The sequence below is a fragment of the Pseudomonas sp. PGPPP4 genome, from assembly GCF_002256045.1.
In the GTDB taxonomy this organism is placed as follows: Bacteria; Pseudomonadota; Gammaproteobacteria; order Pseudomonadales; family Pseudomonadaceae; genus Chryseomonas; species Chryseomonas oryzihabitans.
In genome coordinates, this window is sequence record NZ_NKID01000003.1 from 281,192 (window position 1) to 297,059 (window position 15,868).

Below are 15,868 nucleotides of genomic sequence, written 5' to 3' on the forward strand. Positions count from 1 at the left end.
ACGCTACGGCGCTACCACGACATGCAGGAACCGTAGGTTGGGCTGAGCCTGCGAAGCCCAACGATCCCAACCTCCGACGCCCGTCAGTGCGCCTCGTCCCAGTTACCGCCCACCCCCGACTCCACCAGCAGCGGCACGTCCAGCTCGCCGGCGCCGCTCATGAGTGGTAGCAGGCCTTCGCGCAGCAGTTCCACCTGGTCTTCGCGGACCTCCAGCACCAGTTCGTCGTGCACCTGCAGGATCACCCGGGCATCCAGCTCCGGGGTCGATTGCAGCCAGGCGTCCACGGCGATCATGGCGCGCTTGATGATGTCCGCCGCGGTGCCCTGCATGGGCGCGTTGATCGCCGCCCGCTCGGCCGCGCGACGCAGGCCCTGGTTCTTGGAGTGGATGTCCGGCAGGTACAGCCGGCGCCCATAGAGGGTCTCCACGTAGCCCTGGTCCACCACCTGGGCACGGGTGCGCTCCATGTAGGCCAGCACGCCCGGATAGCGCTGGAAGTAGCGGTCGATATAGGCCTGGGCCTCGGCGCGGCCGACGCCGATCTGCTTGGCCAGGCCGAAGGCGCTCATGCCGTAGATCAGGCCGAAGTTGATGGCCTTGGCGCGGCGACGATCTTCGTTGCTGACCTCTTCCAGGGGCACGCCCATCACCTCGGCGGCGGTGGCGCGGTGCACGTCCAGGTCGTTCTGGAAGGCGTGCAGCAGGCCTTCGTCCTGGGCCAGGTGGGCCATGATGCGCAATTCGATCTGCGAATAGTCCGCCGCCAGCAGGCGATAGCCCTTTGGCGCGACGAAGGCCTGGCGGATGCGCCGGCCTTCGGCGGTGCGGATCGGGATGTTCTGCAGATTCGGGTCGCTGGAAGACAGCCGGCCGGTCGCCGTCACCGCCTGGTGGTAGCTGGTGTGGATGCGGCCGGTGCGCGGATTGATCTGCTGCGGCAGCTTGTCGGTGTAGGTGCTCTTGAGCTTGCTCATCTGCCGGTACTGCATCAGCACCTTGGGCAGCGGGAAGTCCTGGTCGGCCAGTTCCTGCAGCACCGCCTCGGCGGTGGAGGGCTGGCCGGAAGCGGTCTTGCTGACCACCGGCAGACCCAGCTTGACGAAGAGGATCTCGCCCAGCTGCTTGGGCGAGCCCAGGTTGAATTCCTGGCCGGCCAGTTCATAGGCCTCCTTTTCCAGGGCGATCATCTTCTCGCCTAGCTCTCGGCTCTGCACCCCGAGCAGCGCCGAATCCACAAGGGCGCCGTTGCGCTCGATGCGCGCCAGCGCCGGCACCAGCGGCATCTCGATGTCGCGCAGCACCGCCGCCAGGCCCGGCACGGCTTCCAGCCTGGGCCAGAGGGTCTCGTGCAGGCGCAGGGTGACGTCGGCATCCTCGGCGGCATAGGGCCCGGCCTGTTCGATGGCGATCTGGTCGAAGGTCAGCTGCTTGGCGCCCTTGCCGGCGATGTCCTCGAAACGGATGGTGCTGTGGCCCAGGTACTTGAGCGCCAGGCTGTCCATGTCGTGCCGGGTGCCGGTGGCGTCCAGCACATAGGATTCGAGCATGGTGTCGAAGGCGATACCCTGGATCGTGATGCCGTAGCGGGTCAGCACATTGAGGTCGTACTTGCCGTGCTGCATGACCTTGAGCTTGGCCGGGTCTTCCAGCAGCGGCTTGAGCGCCGCCAATACCGGCTCCAGACCGAGCTGGGTCGGCGCGCCCATGTAGCTGTGGGCCAGGGGCACATAGGCGGCCTGGCCCGGCGCCACGGCAAAGGACAGGCCCACCAGCTCGGCGCGCTGGGCATCGATGCTGGTGGTCTCGGTGTCGAAGGCGAAGCAGTCGGCGGCTTGCAGGCGCGCCAGCCAGGCGTCGAAATCGGCCTGCTCCAGCACGGTGTCGTAATGGGTTTCCACCTGGGTGGTGGCGGCATCCTCGGCCAGCGGCAGGGGCGCGCCCTGGCGCTTGGTGTCGCGGATCAGGTCATCCAGCCAGGACTTGAATTCCAGCTCCTGGTAGAGCGCCATCAGGGCTTCCACATGGGGCTCGCCGACCTTGAGTTCCTCGAAGGTGAGGTCCAGCGGCACGTCCAGCTTGATGGTCGCCAGCTGATAGGACAGATAGGCCTGCTCGCGATGCTGGTCCAGCTTGGCGGCCAGCGACTTGGCACCGCGCAGGGGCAGGGCGGCCACCGCGTCGAGATTGGCGTAGAGGGTATCCAGGCCACCGCCGATACCATTGAGCAGGCCGGCGGCGGTCTTCTCGCCCACCCCGGGCACCCCGGGGATGTTGTCGATCTTGTCACCCATCAGCGCCAGGTAGTCGATGATCAGCTCCGGGCCCACGCCAAACTTGGTCCTGACCCCTTCCACGTCCAGCACGCTGCCGCTCATGGTGTTGACCAGGGTGACATAGGGGCAGACCAGCTGGGCCATGTCCTTGTCGCCGGTGGAGATCACCACCGGACGCTCGGCGCTGGCGCAGTGGCGGGCGAGGGTGCCGATGACGTCGTCGGCTTCCACCCCTTCGACGGCCAGCAGCGGCAGGCCCAGGGCGCGGATGCAGGCGTGCAGCGGCTCGACCTGGCCGCGCAGGTCGTCGGGCATGGCCGGGCGCTGGGCCTTGTAGTCGGCGAAGAGTTCGTCGCGGAAGGTCGGGCCCTTGGCGTCGAAAACCACCGCGAAGAGGCTGTCCGGATACTGGCGGCGCAGCGAGAGCAGCATGTTGAGCACGCCCTTCACCGCGCCGGTCGGCTTGCCGGTGGAGGTCATCAGCGGCGGCAGGGCATGGAAGGCGCGATAGAGATAGGAGGAACCGTCCACCAGGACGAGAGGGGCGTGGCTCATGGTCTAAACCTTTGTCGTGGCGTGTGCGGCGTCTGTCCGGCCAGTCTCAACAACGACTGGGCCGGGTTCTAGGCGCTATACGAAAAGTGTCTGCGCTCGGTGATGCTTCGTTGAAAAAGCCTTCGGAATGCTCATTTACCACTTGTAAACTCCGCTTCCTCAGTCTTTTTCGCCTCGCCTGACCTTCGCTCGACGACTTTTCGTACAGGGCCTAGAATCGACCACTCGCTCCGTTCAAAAGGTCAAAGGTTACCATGGGTGCTCGTCGCTTCCTCTTCGCCGCGTTGCTGCTGGCGCCGCTGGTCCAGGCCGCGGAACCGCTGCCACCGGGGGAAAAGCCCCTGCCTGACGAGATCAAGGTGATCCGCTACCAGGCTGGCGACCAGACCATCGAGGAGACGCGCATCCGCGGCGTGCTGCAGTCCACCCGGGTCATCCCCAAGCATGGCGCGCCCTACGAACTGGTGCCCGCCGATGGCAGCAGCACCGCCGCCAACGACAAACCGACCCTGCACGTCCCCAGCTGGCGCCTGTTCAGCTGGTAGGCGCAAGGCGCCTGGACCGGTAAACTGCGCGCCGCTCGCACATTCCTCCGCCAGGCCCCGTCATGTCCGTCTTCACGCCCCTCGATCGTCCCACCCTCGAAGCCTTTCTCGCGCCCTATGGCCTGGGCCGGCTGCGGGATTTCCGGGGCATCGCCGAGGGCTCGGAAAACACCAACTACTTCATTAGCCTGGAAGGCGGCGAATTCGTCCTGACCCTGGTGGAGCGCGGCCCGGTGGCGGAGATGCCGTTCTTCATCGAACTGCTCGACGTCCTCCACGACGCCGACCTGCCGGTGCCCTATGCGGTGCGCACCCAGGATGGCCAGGCCCTGCGCGAGCTGGCCGGCAAGCCGGCGCTGCTGCAACCGCGCCTGGCCGGTCGCCACGAGCGTGCGCCCAATCCCCATCACTGCAGCGAAGTCGGCCACCTGCTGGGCCATCTGCACCGGGCTACTGCGGGTGAAAAACGCATCGAACGCGCCAGTGACCGTGGCCTGGTCTGGATGCTGGCCGAAGGCGAGCGCCTGGCGCCGACCCTGGACGCGACCGCCCAGCCGTTGCTGGAGCGCACCCTGGCGGAGATCCGCGAACTGCTCAGCGAGCAGCCGCCGCTGCCCGAGGCCAATCTGCACGGCGACCTGTTCCGCGACAACGTGATGTTCGACGGCCCCCGGCTGTCGGGCGTCATCGACTTCTACAACGCCAGTTCCGGCTGGATGCTCTATGACCTCGCCATCACGGTGAACGACTGGTGCTCCACCGAGAGCGGCGCGCTGGACCTGCCACGCGCCCGGGCGCTGCTGGCGGCCTATGCCGCCGACCGCCACTTCACGCCGCGCGAAGCCGAATTGTGGCCGGTGCTGCTGCGGGTCGCCTGCGTACGCTTCTGGCTGTCACGGCTGATCGCCGCTCAGGCCTTTGCCGGTCAGGACGTGCTGATCCATGATCCGGCCGAATTCCAGCAGCGCCTGGCAGCGCGGCAGCATACCCCGCTGGAATTGCCGCTGACCCTGTAGCCCAGGGTTCCACGTGAAACCTCTGTGCCGAGCTACAGCTGCAGGCGTCGCTCGAGGGCGGGTTGCGCCTGGCCCTGCCGCTGCCAACTCAGCCTGGCCTCGATCAGGCTGCCTGGCGCCGCGCCCAGGCGCGTGATCACCGGGCAGCCGTCACCCCTGGCCTCGCCGGCCTGGCGCGTGCGGGCGACGCCCCCCGGGCCGTGCAATTCGACGATGAGTTCGTAGCGCAGGGGCGCGTCTTCGCCGGCAAAGCACAGCTCCACCTGGGCGCCCGCCGGTTGCGGCTGCAGCTCCAGAAGGGCGCTGGCCGCGGCGCCGCCTGCCAGGGGCAGAAGGGCCGCGAGCAGCCAGGCGACGGGTTTCACCGCTGGTTGATGGTGGCGCTGTTGCCGAAGCCGCTCTGCGAGATCTGCGCGCTGTCGTTGAAGCCGTTGAAGTTGGCCGAGGTCTGCAGGATGCTCGCGCGGTTGCTGTCGCCGACCTGGCTGACGCTGGCCGTGCTGATGGCGCTGGTGACGTCGAGACGCGCCTCGTTGCTGTTGCCGGTCTGGACGATGCTGGTCTGGTTGCTGTCGCCCTGGACGGTGACGCTGGCCAGGTTGTCGTCGCCGGTGGAGCTGCCGCTGAAGCGATTGCCGCGACCGGCCTGGTTAACGTTCAGGGCGTTGCGATTGCCATCCTGGGTAAAGCTCAGTTCGTTGAACTTGCCGGAGGAGAGCACCGTGGCGACGTTGGCCTGGCCGCGCTGGGTCAGCTCCACGGTGTCGACCGAATAGCCCTGCTGGGTCAGGTCGATGCGGTTATCGGTGCCACTCTGACTGAGGGTGGCCGTCACGGCATCGCCGCTCTGGTCGACGCGGACCTGGTTGTTGTCGCCATTCTGCTCCAGGGTCAGCTGGGCGCTGGAGGCTGACTGGACCAGGGTGCCGCTGTTGCTGCCCACGGAGGTGATGCTGGCCTGGTTGCCGAAGCCGTCCTGGGCCAGGGTATGGACGTTGCTGCCGCCTTCCTGGCGCAGGTTCGCCACGTTGCCCTGGGCGTAGCCGTAGATATCGCCGCCCTGGGTGATGGTGGCGCTGCTGGCGCCGGTCTGGACCACGCTGATCGCGTTGCCTTCGCCCTGCAGCTGATAGAGCGACGCGCTGTTGCCGGGGCCGCTCTGGTCCAAGGTGATGGTGCCGCTGTTGCCGTCCTGCTGGACGGTGGCGGTGCTGTTCTGGGCGAGGGCATTGGCCGCCACGAGGGCCAGCGTCAGGGCGGCCAGGGGCCTGAGTAGAAACATCTGTCTGATCTCCATGAGTGCCATCAGCGGTACTGACGTACCACCGTGTTCTGGTTGCTTCCGTACTGGACGATGCGGCTGGACAGGCCCGAGCCGTGCTGTTCGATGCGGGCGTTGCCCTGGACGCCGAGTTGCAGGATGTCGGCCTGGTTGCCGCTGCCGACCTGCTCGATGCGCGCGACGTTGCCGTAGCCGCCCTGGAGGATGACCGCGCTCAGTTCCGTGCCATCCTGCAGGATGCGGGCTTCCTGGGCGGCGCCGCTTTGGGCGACCTGCGCACGCAGGGCGGTGCCACGCTGGTCGATGAGCGCCTGGTTGCCTACGCCGAGCTGGCGGATGGCGGCGTCGCGCCCGGCCGCGGGCGCCTGCCCCAGATCGCCGGTCTCCATCAGATCGGCGGCCGCCGCCAGGGCGTCCAGGCCGAGTACCAGGGCAAGGGCCACGGCCAGGCCGCGGGTTGGGCTGCGCATCTCTGTCACCGTCATTGCCTTGGATTCTCCGCCTGGCATTGTCCGGAGCCGCCTGGCCCATCGCTATCGCTCCAGGGAGCGAATCCCGTGGGGCCTGCGGCTTAATCCCTAGCGCCGGGTCGGCTCCAGGTACTTGGTCAGCGCCGGATCCCGCGGATCGCGACCGTCGGCCACCAGCCACAGGCGCCGCTCCACGCCCTGGGCGACCAGATGGGCGACCGCCGCCTCGATGGCCGAGAGCACGCACAGCTGCGCCGGCTCGTTGGTGGTGTAGCCGGACTCGGCTTCGAGCAGCTTCTTGAATTCGATGAACTTGAAGACCCCGGCCTGGCGGCCGATGGAATAGATGGTCTTGGAGGTCATGACATTGGCCAGCACCCGACCGCTGCGGGTGTCGATGGCGCGCAGATTGACCGTCACCTGATCCACCCGGTACTCCTCGGACAAGCCGATGCCCAGGTAGCGCGCCCCTTCGCCGCCGCTGCGCACGTTGGTGTCGTAGGCCACCACGCCGCCTTCCAGCAGCAGGTTGGCCGCCTGCAGCGAGGGCAGCGCCTGCTGCAGATTTTCCGGCAGGTCCGGCTTGTTCTGGGTGGCGCGGATGATCTTGCGCTCGGTCAGCAGATTCTGCAGGCCTTCGCGTTCGAGCACCACGAACCAGCCGCTGGCCTGCAGGGCGTCCACCAGCATGCTGCCGGCGCCCTGGGTGACGGCGGTGGAAAAGGAGCTGGCCGGATTGGGCTTGTACTGCCCGGTCTGGTCGCGGAAGCCATAGACGGCGGCCACCAGCGGGCCCTTGGGCGGCGGCAGCGCCAGCAGGTCGTAGTAGGTCGAGGCACGCGGCGTCAGCGTTGGGGCGGCGTTCTGTTCGGCGGGCATGGGATCGCGCACGCAGCCGGTCAGGACGAGGGCGGCGGTCAGGGCCGCCGCCAGGGAAAAGGCGTTCATGGCAGGCATCCGTGCTCAGGGTTGGTTGAAGCCGTTGACGGAGATTTCCGAAATCTCCCCGGTCCCGCGGTCGGTGATCTGCACGGTCAGGTTGCCGGAATCGTCGACGATGTTGACGATGAACTGGTCGGTGGAGAGGGTGCCCGAGTTGCCGTCCTTGATGTCGGTCAGCACCTGGGACAGCAGCCGCGATTCCAGCTGGCTGGTGAAGCGTTCGAGGGGCGACTGGCTGCTGGCGCTGCTGCGCAGGTCGGGATCCTTGTGGCGATCCTGGGCGGTGGCGTTGTTCAGCAGGTAGGTGCCATTGAGCGGATTGCCGCCAAAGGACGGATTCACCGGCGCATAGACCAGTTCGGTCGCCATGGCCGGGGCGACGCCCAGGGTGCAGAGCAGGGGCAGGGCCTTCCAGGCGTGCGCGTTCATAACTCGTCCTTTTCCATGTCGAAAGTGTCCTGCAGCAGATTTTCCAGGCGGCGCCGGGTGATGCCCTCGTGGACCTGATCCGCCGCGGCGTAGGCGGCATCCTTGAGTTCGCTGTTGTTGGGCGGAATGAACTGGCGATAGAGCAGCCGCTGCTCGTACTCGACCCAGACCAGGCTGCCCCAGCGCGCCGAGGGCCGTTCGCGCACCACCAGGTTGAAATCCAGGTCGGTGGTGTCGGTGAGGCGGTCGGCGAAATGGCGATAGAAGTCGTGGCCGAAGCGGGAGATGGTGTTGTCCACCAGCAGTCCCTGGATCAGCTCGCCCTCGGCCCGCAGCGGTCCGGCCAGCAGCAGGCCGAACAGCAGCCAGACCGCCTTCATCCCTGCAGGTCCTGCCCGGCATGGAAGCGCAGCGCCGCCTCGGCGCGATTGGCCGCGCCGGTCTTGCGCAGCAGGTTGTGCATGTGGCTCTTGACCGTGTGGGTGCTCAGGCACAGCGTCTCGCCGATGGCGGCGTTGGAGAGCCCGCGACCGACCAGCCGGAGGATCTCCCGCTCGCGGCGGGTCAGACCGTCGGCGGCGATGCTGGGGCGCTCGCGGGAGCGGCGCAGCAGGTGGGCCAGGATGGCGCGGGGCAGCCAGTCCTCGCCGGCCAGCAGGGCACCCAGCCCTTGCAGCAGTTGGTCGCGACTGGCCTGGGGGGCGAACACGCCCTGGATGGCGGGAAAGCGTTCGACCCAGGGCAGGGCCTGTTCGACGCTGGCGTTGAGAAAGGCCACCGTGACCGCTGGCGTCAGGCCTTCCAGCCAGCGCTCCAGCGCCGGCTCGGGCACGCTGCCGAGATCGACCAGCACCAGGCCGGCCTCGCCGGCTGCGTCCAGCTCGCGGGCGCAACTCAGCTCGATGCCGTGGCGTTCTTCCAGAAAGGGTTTGAGCAGTTCTGCCAGGAGGACGTTTCCTGTCGTCAGGCAGACCTTGCTCGCAGGTATCGCGCGCATGTCCATATGGGCTGTCTCATCATCCGTTGCGCGAACGCTGAGACAAATCGCCGGGAGCGACAAGAAAAAATTGACCGATTTCCAGCGACTTACCGGCTCTGTGGACCGCTTGGCAGATTATCCGTCGACCAGCCGGCGGCAGCTAGCTCCAAAGACTTAGCTCTCCGGATTGAGGCGCAAAAGCAGGCGCGCCGGATGCCGGAGCGCCTGGGCCGAGGATCATTGCCTCAGCGGGTGAGGGTGACCTTGCGCAGGTGGCGCGGCCGGTCCGGGTCCTGACCCCGGGCCTCGGCCAGCAGGGCGGCCATGCGATAGAAGCTCTGGATCGCCAGCAGGCCGTCCAGATCCGGATGGCCGGCGACGGCGAGGGGCAGGTCCCGCTCGGCCACCTCGTCCGGCGCGGCCAGCAGCACCCGGGCGCCGCGTCCGCGCAGGTCCCGCGCCAGGTGCAGCAGACCGGCCTGCTCGGGGCCGCGCAGGGCAAAGATCAGCAGCGGATAACCACGCTCCACCAGCGCCAAGGGGCCATGCTGCAATTCCGCGCCGCTGAAGGCCTCGCCCTGCAGCGCCGAGGTCTCCTTGAGCTTGAGCGCGGCCTCCTGGGCGATGGCGAATCCCGGCCCGCGGCCCACCACCATGCAGCGTTCGGCGTCGCGCAGCACCGGCAGCGCCGGCGCCCAGCTCAGTTCGGCCGCGCGGTCCAGGGCCTCCGGCAAGGCGGCGCCGGCGGCCAGCAGGGTCTCGTCCTGCTGCCAGTGGGCGATCAGCCGGGCCGCGGCGGCCAGGGTGGCGATAAAGCTCTTGGTGGCGGCGACACTCTGTTCGGGTCCGGCCTGCACGCCGATGGCATGGCGGCAGGCCAGGGCCAAGGGCGAATCGATCTCGTTGACCAGGGCGGCGGTGCGGGCGCCGTAGCGATCCAGGGCGGACAGCGTCTCGATCAGATCGGGACTGCGCCCGGACTGGGAAAAGCCCAGGGCGAGCTGGCCTGGGACGCGCAGCGGCGCCTGGCGCAGGGTCACCAGCGAAGGCGGCAGCGACAGCACCGGCAGCCCCAGCTGGGCCATGGCCAGGTAGGCGAAATAGCTGGCCGCATGGTCCGAACTGCCGCGCGCCACGGTCAGCGCCAGCTGCGGCGGGTGCGCCCTGAGGTCGTCGGCCAGCGCCGCCAGGGCCTGGTCGATGGTCGCCAGTTGGCGAGCGACCGCCGCGCCACTGGCGGCGGCTTCTGCGAGCATGAGCGAGGTCAAGAGGGTCTCCTTGGGCGAGCGCCGGTTACACGACGTCTGTTGCGCGACGCCTGTTACACGACGTCTGAGCCCCGCACTCTGCCATTGCTGGCCAGGCGCGGCCAGCCGACCTTGGTCAGTCCCCGTCGTCCGCCGCGCCACCGGTGAACTGCAGGTCGTGCTTGCGCAGCTTGTCGGACAGCGTCTTGCGCGGCAGGCCCAGGGCTTCGGCCAGGCTGCGCAGGGAGGCGTGGGGTCGGGCCAGTTCGCGCTGGATGAGTTCGCGTTCGAAGGCCTCGACCTGCTCGCCCAGCCCGGCGGCAAGGGCGGCCGCCGCGGGTGCCGCCGCCGTGGAAGCGGCCACGGGCGTCGCCGTCATGGGCGCCAGGGGCGCATAGGCGCTGTTGTCCAGCGCCAGCTCCAGCCCCAGGGCGAAACGCTCGGCGGCGTTCTGCAATTCGCGCACGTTGCCTGGCCAGCTGTGGGCGATCAGGGCGGCGCGCTGCTCGGCGTCGGGTTCGCGCAGCGGGGTGCCGTGGCGCTGGGCGGCGGCCAGGGCGAAGTGGCGGAACAGGGGCAGGATGTCTTCGCTGCGCTCGCGCAGGGCGGGGATGCGCAGGGTGGCGACATTGAGCCGGTAGTAGAGGTCGGCGCGGAACCGGCCCTGGTCGGCGGCCTGGCGCAGGTCTTCCTTGGTGGCGGCGACCACCCGGATGTCCAGCGGGATCTGCTGGTTGGAGCCGAGGCGCTCGACCTTGCGCTCCTGCAGCAGGCGCAGCAGCTTGACCTGGACATCCAGGCTCATGCTCTCGATCTCGTCGAGAAAGAGGGTGCCGCCGCTGGCGTATTCGAATTTGCCGATACGGCGCTTCTGGGCCCCGGTGAAGGCGCCCTGTTCGTGGCCGAAGAGTTCGCTTTCCACCACGGATTCGGCGAGGGCGCCGGCGTTGATGGCGACGAACGGGCCGTCGCGGCGATTCGACAGGTCGTGCAGGGCACGGGCCACCACCTCCTTGCCGGCACCGGTTTCGCCATGGATCAGCACGTCCGCCTGGGTCGCGGCGAGGGCGCCGATCTGGTCGCGCAGCCGGGCCATGCCTGGGGTCTGGCCGATCAGCCGGGTCTGCAGCTCATGGCGTTCGGCCAGGGCCAGGCGCAGGCTGCGGTTCTCCAGCACCAGGTGGCGGGCGCCCAGGGCGCGGCGCACGCTGTCGATCAGGGCGTCGTTGGCGAAGGGCTTTTCCAGGAAGTCATAGGCGCCGGCGCGCATGGCCTGGACCGCCAGGGGCACGTCGCCGTGGCCGGTGATCAACACCACCGGCAATTCGGCGTCGCGCTGGTGCAACTGGGCGAGCAACTCCAGGCCATCGATGCCGGGCATGCGGATGTCGCTCACCACCACGCCGGGCCAGTCGCGCACGGTGGCCATTTCCAGGTCGCGGGCATCGGCCAGGGTGGTCACCTTGAAGCCGGCCAGGTCCAGGGTCTGGCTCAGGGCCAGGCGCAGGTGGGCGTCATCGTCGATCAACAGGATCTGGCTGGCGGGGTCGAAGGGGGGCAGGGCGCTCATGGCAAAAAACCTAAGGTAAGGGGCTGCACGGTCAACCGCGGACTTCTTCCTGGGGTACCGACGCGACCCCGGGTTTGCCGTGCAGCAGATAGAGGCGCACCTCGGCGCCACCGTCGAGATGATTGGACAGGTGCAGGTGACCGCCGAGGGTCCGCAACAGGTTATCGCAGATCGCCAGACCCAGGCCGAGACCCTGGGCGGTGGCCTTGGTGGTGAAGAAGGGTTCGTGGGCGCGGGCCAGGGCTTCGCTGGAAAAGCCCGGGCCGTTGTCCCTCAGGATCAGGGTCACACCGCGCTCGTCGAGGCTGGTGGTCAGCCACAGCCGGCGGGTGCTGGTCTTTTCCGCCAGGGCGTCGAGGGCATTGCTCAGCAGGTTGCTGATGATCTGCCGCAGGCGGGTCTCGCCGGCCTGCACCCACAGCGGCGCATCGGGCAGGTCGCGGATCAGCTCCACCTGCATGGCCCGGCGCCGGGCGGCGACCAGCGCCAGGGCGTCTTCCAGGGCGCCCTGCAGCACCACGCTCTCCGGCGCGCGGCGGGCACCGCGGGCATAGGCCTTGAGGTGGGCGATGATGTTGGCCATCCGCGTGGTCAGCTCACCGATCAGCTTGAGATTGCCGCGGGCATCGTCCAGCCGATCGTGGTCGAGCAGCACCACGGCGTTTTCCGTGTAGCTGCGGATGGCCGCCAGCGGCTGGTTGAGTTCGTGACTGATGCTGGCCGACATGGTCCCCAGCGCCGACAGCTTGCCGGCCTGCACGGCTTCGTCCTGGGCGCGCATGAGTTCGCGCTGGGCCTGCTCGCGATCGTGCACCTCCTGCTGCAGCCGCGCGTTGAGCGTCTGCAGGTCGCGGGTGCGCTCCTCCACGTTCAGCTCCAGGTCGCGCTTGGCCCGGGCATCCAGCGCCAGGCGCTCGATGAAGTGGCGCCGTCTCAGGGTCATGACCACCAGCAGCAGGAGCAGCGCCAGCAGGGTGGCCGCGCCGACATAGAGGGCGCTGCGCACCTGCCGCTCGACCATCTCCCGCGGCGCCAGGATCTGCGCGTTCCAGCCCACTTCGTCAAGATTGCGGGTCTGGGTCAGCCAGTCGCCGGGCACCAGGGTCAGGGGCGCCGGATTGGTGGTGGGGTAGGGCCGGTTGGCGTTGACCTGCTCGCGCTGGCGCTCGTCCAGCGGATGGGTGGCGCGAAAGCGCCAGGCGTCATGTGAGGTGAGGATGACCACGCCCAGGTCATCGGTCACCAGCAACTGCTCGGGCGCATTGCCCCAGAGCCTTTCCGCACTGTCCAGATCGACCTTGACCACCACCACGCCGATGGCGCGCGCGCCGTCACGCACGGCGGCGGCGAAATAGTAGCCGCGCTTGCTGGAGGTGGTGCCCAAGCCGAAGAAGCGCCCCGGCTGGCCCTGCATGGCCGCCTTGTAGTAGGGCCGGAAGGAGAAATCGCGACCGACGAAGCTGTCCGCCTGGCGATAGTTGGAGCTGGCCAGGCAGGTGCCGTCGTCCTGCATCAGGTAGATGACATCCGCCCCGGTGCGCTGGCGGATGTCTTCCAGCATCTGGCTGGCGGCGTCCTGGGCGCTGCCGTCTCGCTGGCCTTCCAGGGCATGGCGCAGCACCGGCAGATCGCCCAGCAGATCCGGCAGCACCTCGTAGCGTCTCAGGGTGCCCAGCAGGTTGGCGACATAGAGGTCCAGGGTCTGGCCGTTCTGCTCGGCCAGTTGCGCCTCGTAATAGTGCTGGGCCGCATAGCGCAGCGGAATCAGCAGCAGCGTCAGACCCAGGGCCAGCAGCAGGCTGCTCCAGCGGGGGCGCTTGGGGAGATGAGGACTCTTGGGCATACGCGGCTACGGTAAGGGGGCGTCTCGGCATTATGCCCAAGCCGGGCCCCTGACGAAGGGGTTGCCAGACTGTTAACGCCTTGGCAGTCGATTGAAATATCTTGTTACCAATGGCCCTGGCTGTGGAAGGGGACACGGTTTTGCCGGGCGAAAGGCGGCTAACTGGGGCTGCAATCAGCCACCGAAGGAGTGACTTCCATGAAAAGCACCACCCTCTGCCTGACCCTCGCCGGCCTGCTGGCCACCTCCGCCGCCTTCGCCCAGACGGCGCCCGCCGATCCGGCAACGCCGCCTGCCGCGACGAGCAGCAGCCCGGCCAAGACCGGCAAGCAGACCACCACCCACCACAAGAAGGTGGCGCACAAGAAGGTCCACAAGGCCAGCACCAGCGGCAGCTGATCCGCGGCGCGGCACCTCCCCGCGGGGGAGGTGCCTAAAGGGGAGTGCATCCGTCCAGAGGAGTCCTCCCATGCGTACCTCTTCCCTGCTCTCTGCCCTGATCCTGGGCCTCAGCCTGTCCGGCGCCGCCCTGGCCCAGACCAGCCCGACCAATCCCCCGGCCACTCCCGCGCGCCCCGATCCCACCAGCACCCATGGTATGGAAAAGGCGCCCAGCACCGGCGTCGGTGCGGCCGACAACGGCTCCAGCAGCGGTTCGGGCAGCGATACCGGCACCGATCACGTGAAGAAGCCCAAGACTCAGCACAAGGATCACTGAGGCATCCCGCCCATTCCCCCGGGGAATGATCCAATGAGCAAAGATCGCTTGAGCAGCCCGTGCGGGCATGTCGAAATCGGCTTCTAGCCTGAGCCAGGAGCCGCTCTCATGACCGCCGCGTCGCTGCTTTCCCCGGATCTGATCCGCACCCGCTTTTCCCAGGCCATGTCGGCGATGTACCGCCAGGAGGTGCCCCAGTACGGCACCCTGCTGGAGCTGGTCGCCGAGGTGAACGCCGGACAACCGGGCTTCGCCGGAGATTCCGCGGAGCGCCTGGATCTGGAGCGCCATGGCGCCATTCGCGTCGGCACGGCCGCCGAGCTGGCCACCCTGCGCCGTCTGTTCGCCGTGATGGGTATGCAGCCGGTAGGCTACTACGATCTGAGCGTGGCCGGGGTGCCGGTGCATTCCACCGCTTTCCGCCCGGTGGAGCCGGCCGCCCTGCAGGTCAATCCGTTTCGCATCTTCACCTCGCTGCTGCGCCTGGAGCTGATCGAAGACGCCGAGTTGCGCCAGCTGGCCGAAGGGGTGCTGAACGCGCGCCGTATCTTCACCCCGGGCGCGCTGGAGCTGATCGAGCGCGCCGAAGCCCAGAGCGGGCTGACGGACGCCGAGGCCGATGCCTTCGTCCAGGAAGCCCTGGAGACCTTTCGCTGGCACCGCGAGGCCAATGTCGACGCCAGCCTCTACCAGCGCCTGCACGCTGCCCACCGACTGATCGCCGACGTGGTCTGCTTCAAGGGGCCGCACATCAACCACCTGACCCCGCGCACCCTCGACATCGATGCCGTCCAGGCGCAGATGCCCGCGCGCGGCATCGCGCCCAAGGAAACCATCGAGGGCCCGCCCCGCCGCCAGTGCCCCATCCTGCTGCGCCAGACCAGCTTCAAGGCCCTGGAAGAGCCCATCCTGTTCCAGGGCGAGGTCCAGGGCTCGCATACGGCGCGCTTTGGTGAAATCGAACAGCGCGGCATCGCCCTCACGCCGGCCGGTCGCCAGCGCTACGACGAGTTGCTGCAAGAGGTCCGCCAGCGCAGCAAGGCGGCCGGCAGTGACTATGCAACGGTATTGGCCCAGGTGTTCCAGGCGCTGCCCGACAACTGGGACGAGCTGCGCCGTCAGGGTCTGGCCTGGTTCCGCTATCGTGCTGCGCCCGGCAGCCAGGCGGCTAGCGAAACCCGCGATCCCGAGGCCCTGATCGCCGCCGGCCAGCTCCTCGCCGATCCCATCACCTATGAGGACTTCCTGCCGGTCAGCGCCGCGGGCATCTTCCAGTCCAACCTGGGTGCCGGCAGCCAGCAGGAATACCAGAGCGGCGGCAATCGCGCGGCCTTCGAAGCCGCCCTGGGCGCGCCGGTGCTCGACGAGATGGCGCTGTACGAGCGCCAGCAGCAGGACTCCCTGGACGCCGCCCTGGCTGCCCTCGGCCGCCCCGCCTAGAATGTCGGCTCCCGCGTCGGCGGCCCCCGACCCCGACGCCCGCCCCAGGCAGGCAGCCACGATGTTCACCAAACTCGATCCGACCGACTGGCAGCTCATCCACCTGCTGCAACAGAACGCCCGCGCCTCCAACGCCACCCTGGCCCGCCAACTGGGCCTGGCGCGCACCACCGTGGTCACCCGTCTGGCGCGCCTGGAGCGCGACGGCATCATCCAGGGCTACGGCCTGCGCCTGGGCTCCGAACTGGAACAGGCCGCCGTGCGCGCCTACTGCGCCATCAGCGTCCTGCCGCGCAGCACCGCCGGCGTCATCCGCGCCCTGGAAAAGATGGTCGAGGTGGAGGAAGTCTCCTCGGTCAGCGGCCAGTTCGACTACCTGGCCTTCCTGCGCTGCACCACCCACGAAAAGCTCGACGAACTGCTCGACCGCATCGGCAACCTCGACGGGGTCAAGCAGACCCAGACGTCGATCATCTTGAGTAGAAAAATAAATCGTAGTCGTAATCGCTAAATCTACATTATATGTGTTGATTAAGCTTTATGAATTTAAAATAGT

At 68.0% G+C, this 15,868-nt stretch carries 17 protein-coding genes; 6 read left to right on the plus strand and 11 right to left on the minus strand.

The features are described from left to right. Positions 1–83: 83 nt before the first annotated feature. Positions 84–2,831, minus strand: coding sequence for a DNA polymerase I (gene polA, locus CFE50_RS07035; protein WP_278387300.1), 2,748 nt, complete (start codon positions 2,829–2,831; stop codon positions 84–86). 254 nt (positions 2,832–3,085) lie between these two features. On the opposite strand from polA, the gene CFE50_RS07040 reads away from it, so the two are divergent. Both CFE50_RS07040 and CFE50_RS07045 read left to right on the plus strand, forming a co-directional pair. Next, positions 3,086–3,376, plus strand: coding sequence for a DUF2782 domain-containing protein (locus CFE50_RS07040; RefSeq protein ID WP_027597317.1), 291 nt, complete (start codon positions 3,086–3,088; stop codon positions 3,374–3,376). A 62-nt stretch (positions 3,377–3,438) separates the two neighbouring features. Beyond that, the gene (locus CFE50_RS07045; RefSeq protein WP_241807922.1) at positions 3,439–4,392 is read left to right on the plus strand and encodes a homoserine kinase; all 954 of its coding nucleotides are present in this window, start codon (positions 3,439–3,441) and stop codon (positions 4,390–4,392) included. A 32-nt stretch (positions 4,393–4,424) separates the two neighbouring features. On the opposite strand, the gene CFE50_RS07050 is transcribed toward CFE50_RS07045, so the two are convergent. The 10 genes from CFE50_RS07050 to CFE50_RS07095 all read right to left on the minus strand — a co-directional run bounded on the left by CFE50_RS07050 (position 4,425) and on the right by CFE50_RS07095 (position 13,154). Beyond that, the gene (locus tag CFE50_RS07050; protein ID WP_286732234.1) at positions 4,425–4,757 is read right to left on the minus strand and encodes a hypothetical protein; all 333 of its coding nucleotides are present in this window, start codon (positions 4,755–4,757) and stop codon (positions 4,425–4,427) included. Next, on the minus strand, positions 4,754–5,674 hold the full coding sequence (locus CFE50_RS07055; protein ID WP_241807924.1) for a hypothetical protein: 921 nt from the start codon (positions 5,672–5,674) through the stop codon (positions 4,754–4,756). Before CFE50_RS07055 ends, CFE50_RS07050 begins: the two co-directional genes overlap by 4 nt. 23 nt (positions 5,675–5,697) lie before the next feature. Then, positions 5,698–6,144 (minus strand): curli fiber surface-exposed nucleator CsgB, encoded by a 447-nt coding sequence (locus CFE50_RS07060; RefSeq protein WP_241807925.1) that lies wholly within the window; start codon positions 6,142–6,144, stop codon positions 5,698–5,700. A gap of 108 nt (positions 6,145–6,252) precedes the next feature. Then, positions 6,253–7,092, minus strand: a complete 840-nt coding sequence (locus tag CFE50_RS07065) for a CsgG/HfaB family protein (RefSeq protein ID WP_017641598.1) — start codon at positions 7,090–7,092, stop codon at positions 6,253–6,255. A gap of 15 nt (positions 7,093–7,107) precedes the next feature. Then, positions 7,108–7,515 carry a curli assembly protein CsgF gene (locus CFE50_RS07070; protein WP_286732238.1) on the minus strand — a complete coding sequence of 136 codons (408 nt, stop codon included), beginning with the start codon at positions 7,513–7,515 and terminating at the stop codon, positions 7,108–7,110. Continuing rightward, on the minus strand, positions 7,512–7,895 hold the full coding sequence (gene csgE / locus CFE50_RS07075; RefSeq protein WP_027597323.1) for a curli production assembly/transport protein CsgE: 384 nt from the start codon (positions 7,893–7,895) through the stop codon (positions 7,512–7,514). The genes CFE50_RS07070 and csgE overlap by 4 nt, the downstream gene beginning before the upstream one ends. Then, positions 7,892–8,512 carry a helix-turn-helix transcriptional regulator gene (locus tag CFE50_RS07080; RefSeq protein WP_286732239.1) on the minus strand — a complete coding sequence of 207 codons (621 nt, stop codon included), beginning with the start codon at positions 8,510–8,512 and terminating at the stop codon, positions 7,892–7,894. Before CFE50_RS07080 ends, csgE begins: the two co-directional genes overlap by 4 nt. Before the next feature lie 227 nt (positions 8,513–8,739). Beyond that, positions 8,740–9,750 (minus strand): SIS domain-containing protein, encoded by a 1,011-nt coding sequence (locus CFE50_RS07085; RefSeq protein ID WP_286732610.1) that lies wholly within the window; start codon positions 9,748–9,750, stop codon positions 8,740–8,742. A gap of 127 nt (positions 9,751–9,877) precedes the next feature. Then, positions 9,878–11,311, minus strand: coding sequence for a sigma-54-dependent transcriptional regulator (locus tag CFE50_RS07090; protein ID WP_042135133.1), 1,434 nt, complete (start codon positions 11,309–11,311; stop codon positions 9,878–9,880). A 31-nt stretch (positions 11,312–11,342) separates the two neighbouring features. Next, on the minus strand, positions 11,343–13,154 hold the full coding sequence (locus CFE50_RS07095) for a sensor histidine kinase (protein WP_286732241.1): 1,812 nt from the start codon (positions 13,152–13,154) through the stop codon (positions 11,343–11,345). A gap of 198 nt (positions 13,155–13,352) precedes the next feature. Between CFE50_RS07095 and CFE50_RS07100 the strand changes: the two genes are divergently transcribed. The 4 genes from CFE50_RS07100 to CFE50_RS07115 all read left to right on the plus strand — a co-directional run bounded on the left by CFE50_RS07100 (position 13,353) and on the right by CFE50_RS07115 (position 15,823). After that, positions 13,353–13,553 (plus strand): hypothetical protein, encoded by a 201-nt coding sequence (locus CFE50_RS07100; protein ID WP_044341184.1) that lies wholly within the window; start codon positions 13,353–13,355, stop codon positions 13,551–13,553. Between the two features lie 70 nt (positions 13,554–13,623). After that, complete coding sequence (locus CFE50_RS07105; RefSeq protein WP_074583220.1) at positions 13,624–13,872, plus strand: hypothetical protein; 249 nt, start codon at positions 13,624–13,626, stop codon at positions 13,870–13,872. A gap of 108 nt (positions 13,873–13,980) precedes the next feature. Continuing rightward, positions 13,981–15,312 carry a 2-oxoadipate dioxygenase/decarboxylase HglS gene (gene hglS, locus CFE50_RS07110; protein WP_286732244.1) on the plus strand — a complete coding sequence of 444 codons (1,332 nt, stop codon included), beginning with the start codon at positions 13,981–13,983 and terminating at the stop codon, positions 15,310–15,312. 61 nt (positions 15,313–15,373) lie between these two features. Beyond that, positions 15,374–15,823, plus strand: a complete 450-nt coding sequence (locus CFE50_RS07115) for an Lrp/AsnC family transcriptional regulator (protein ID WP_286732246.1) — start codon at positions 15,374–15,376, stop codon at positions 15,821–15,823. Positions 15,824–15,868 lie beyond the last annotated feature (45 nt).

Coding starts and splice junctions, on each gene's coding strand:
- polA (WP_278387300.1), bottom strand. CDS start 2,831: ATGAGCCACGCCCCTCTCGTCCTGGTGGACGGTTCCTCCTATCTCTAT.
- CFE50_RS07040 (WP_027597317.1), top strand. CDS start 3,086: ATGGGTGCTCGTCGCTTCCTCTTCGCCGCGTTGCTGCTGGCGCCGCTG.
- CFE50_RS07045 (WP_241807922.1), top strand. CDS start 3,439: ATGTCCGTCTTCACGCCCCTCGATCGTCCCACCCTCGAAGCCTTTCTC.
- CFE50_RS07055 (WP_241807924.1), bottom strand. CDS start 5,674: ATGTTTCTACTCAGGCCCCTGGCCGCCCTGACGCTGGCCCTCGTGGCG.
- CFE50_RS07060 (WP_241807925.1), bottom strand. CDS start 6,144: ATGCGCAGCCCAACCCGCGGCCTGGCCGTGGCCCTTGCCCTGGTACTC.
- CFE50_RS07065 (WP_017641598.1), bottom strand. CDS start 7,092: ATGAACGCCTTTTCCCTGGCGGCGGCCCTGACCGCCGCCCTCGTCCTG.
- CFE50_RS07070 (WP_286732238.1), bottom strand. CDS start 7,515: ATGAACGCGCACGCCTGGAAGGCCCTGCCCCTGCTCTGCACCCTGGGC.
- csgE (WP_027597323.1), bottom strand. CDS start 7,895: ATGAAGGCGGTCTGGCTGCTGTTCGGCCTGCTGCTGGCCGGACCGCTG.
- CFE50_RS07080 (WP_286732239.1), bottom strand. CDS start 8,512: ATGCGCGCGATACCTGCGAGCAAGGTCTGCCTGACGACAGGAAACGTC.
- CFE50_RS07085 (WP_286732610.1), bottom strand. CDS start 9,750: ATGCTCGCAGAAGCCGCCGCCAGTGGCGCGGCGGTCGCTCGCCAACTG.
- CFE50_RS07090 (WP_042135133.1), bottom strand. CDS start 11,311: ATGAGCGCCCTGCCCCCCTTCGACCCCGCCAGCCAGATCCTGTTGATC.
- CFE50_RS07095 (WP_286732241.1), bottom strand. CDS start 13,154: ATGCCCAAGAGTCCTCATCTCCCCAAGCGCCCCCGCTGGAGCAGCCTG.
- CFE50_RS07100 (WP_044341184.1), top strand. CDS start 13,353: ATGAAAAGCACCACCCTCTGCCTGACCCTCGCCGGCCTGCTGGCCACC.
- CFE50_RS07105 (WP_074583220.1), top strand. CDS start 13,624: ATGCGTACCTCTTCCCTGCTCTCTGCCCTGATCCTGGGCCTCAGCCTG.
- hglS (WP_286732244.1), top strand. CDS start 13,981: ATGACCGCCGCGTCGCTGCTTTCCCCGGATCTGATCCGCACCCGCTTT.
- CFE50_RS07115 (WP_286732246.1), top strand. CDS start 15,374: ATGTTCACCAAACTCGATCCGACCGACTGGCAGCTCATCCACCTGCTG.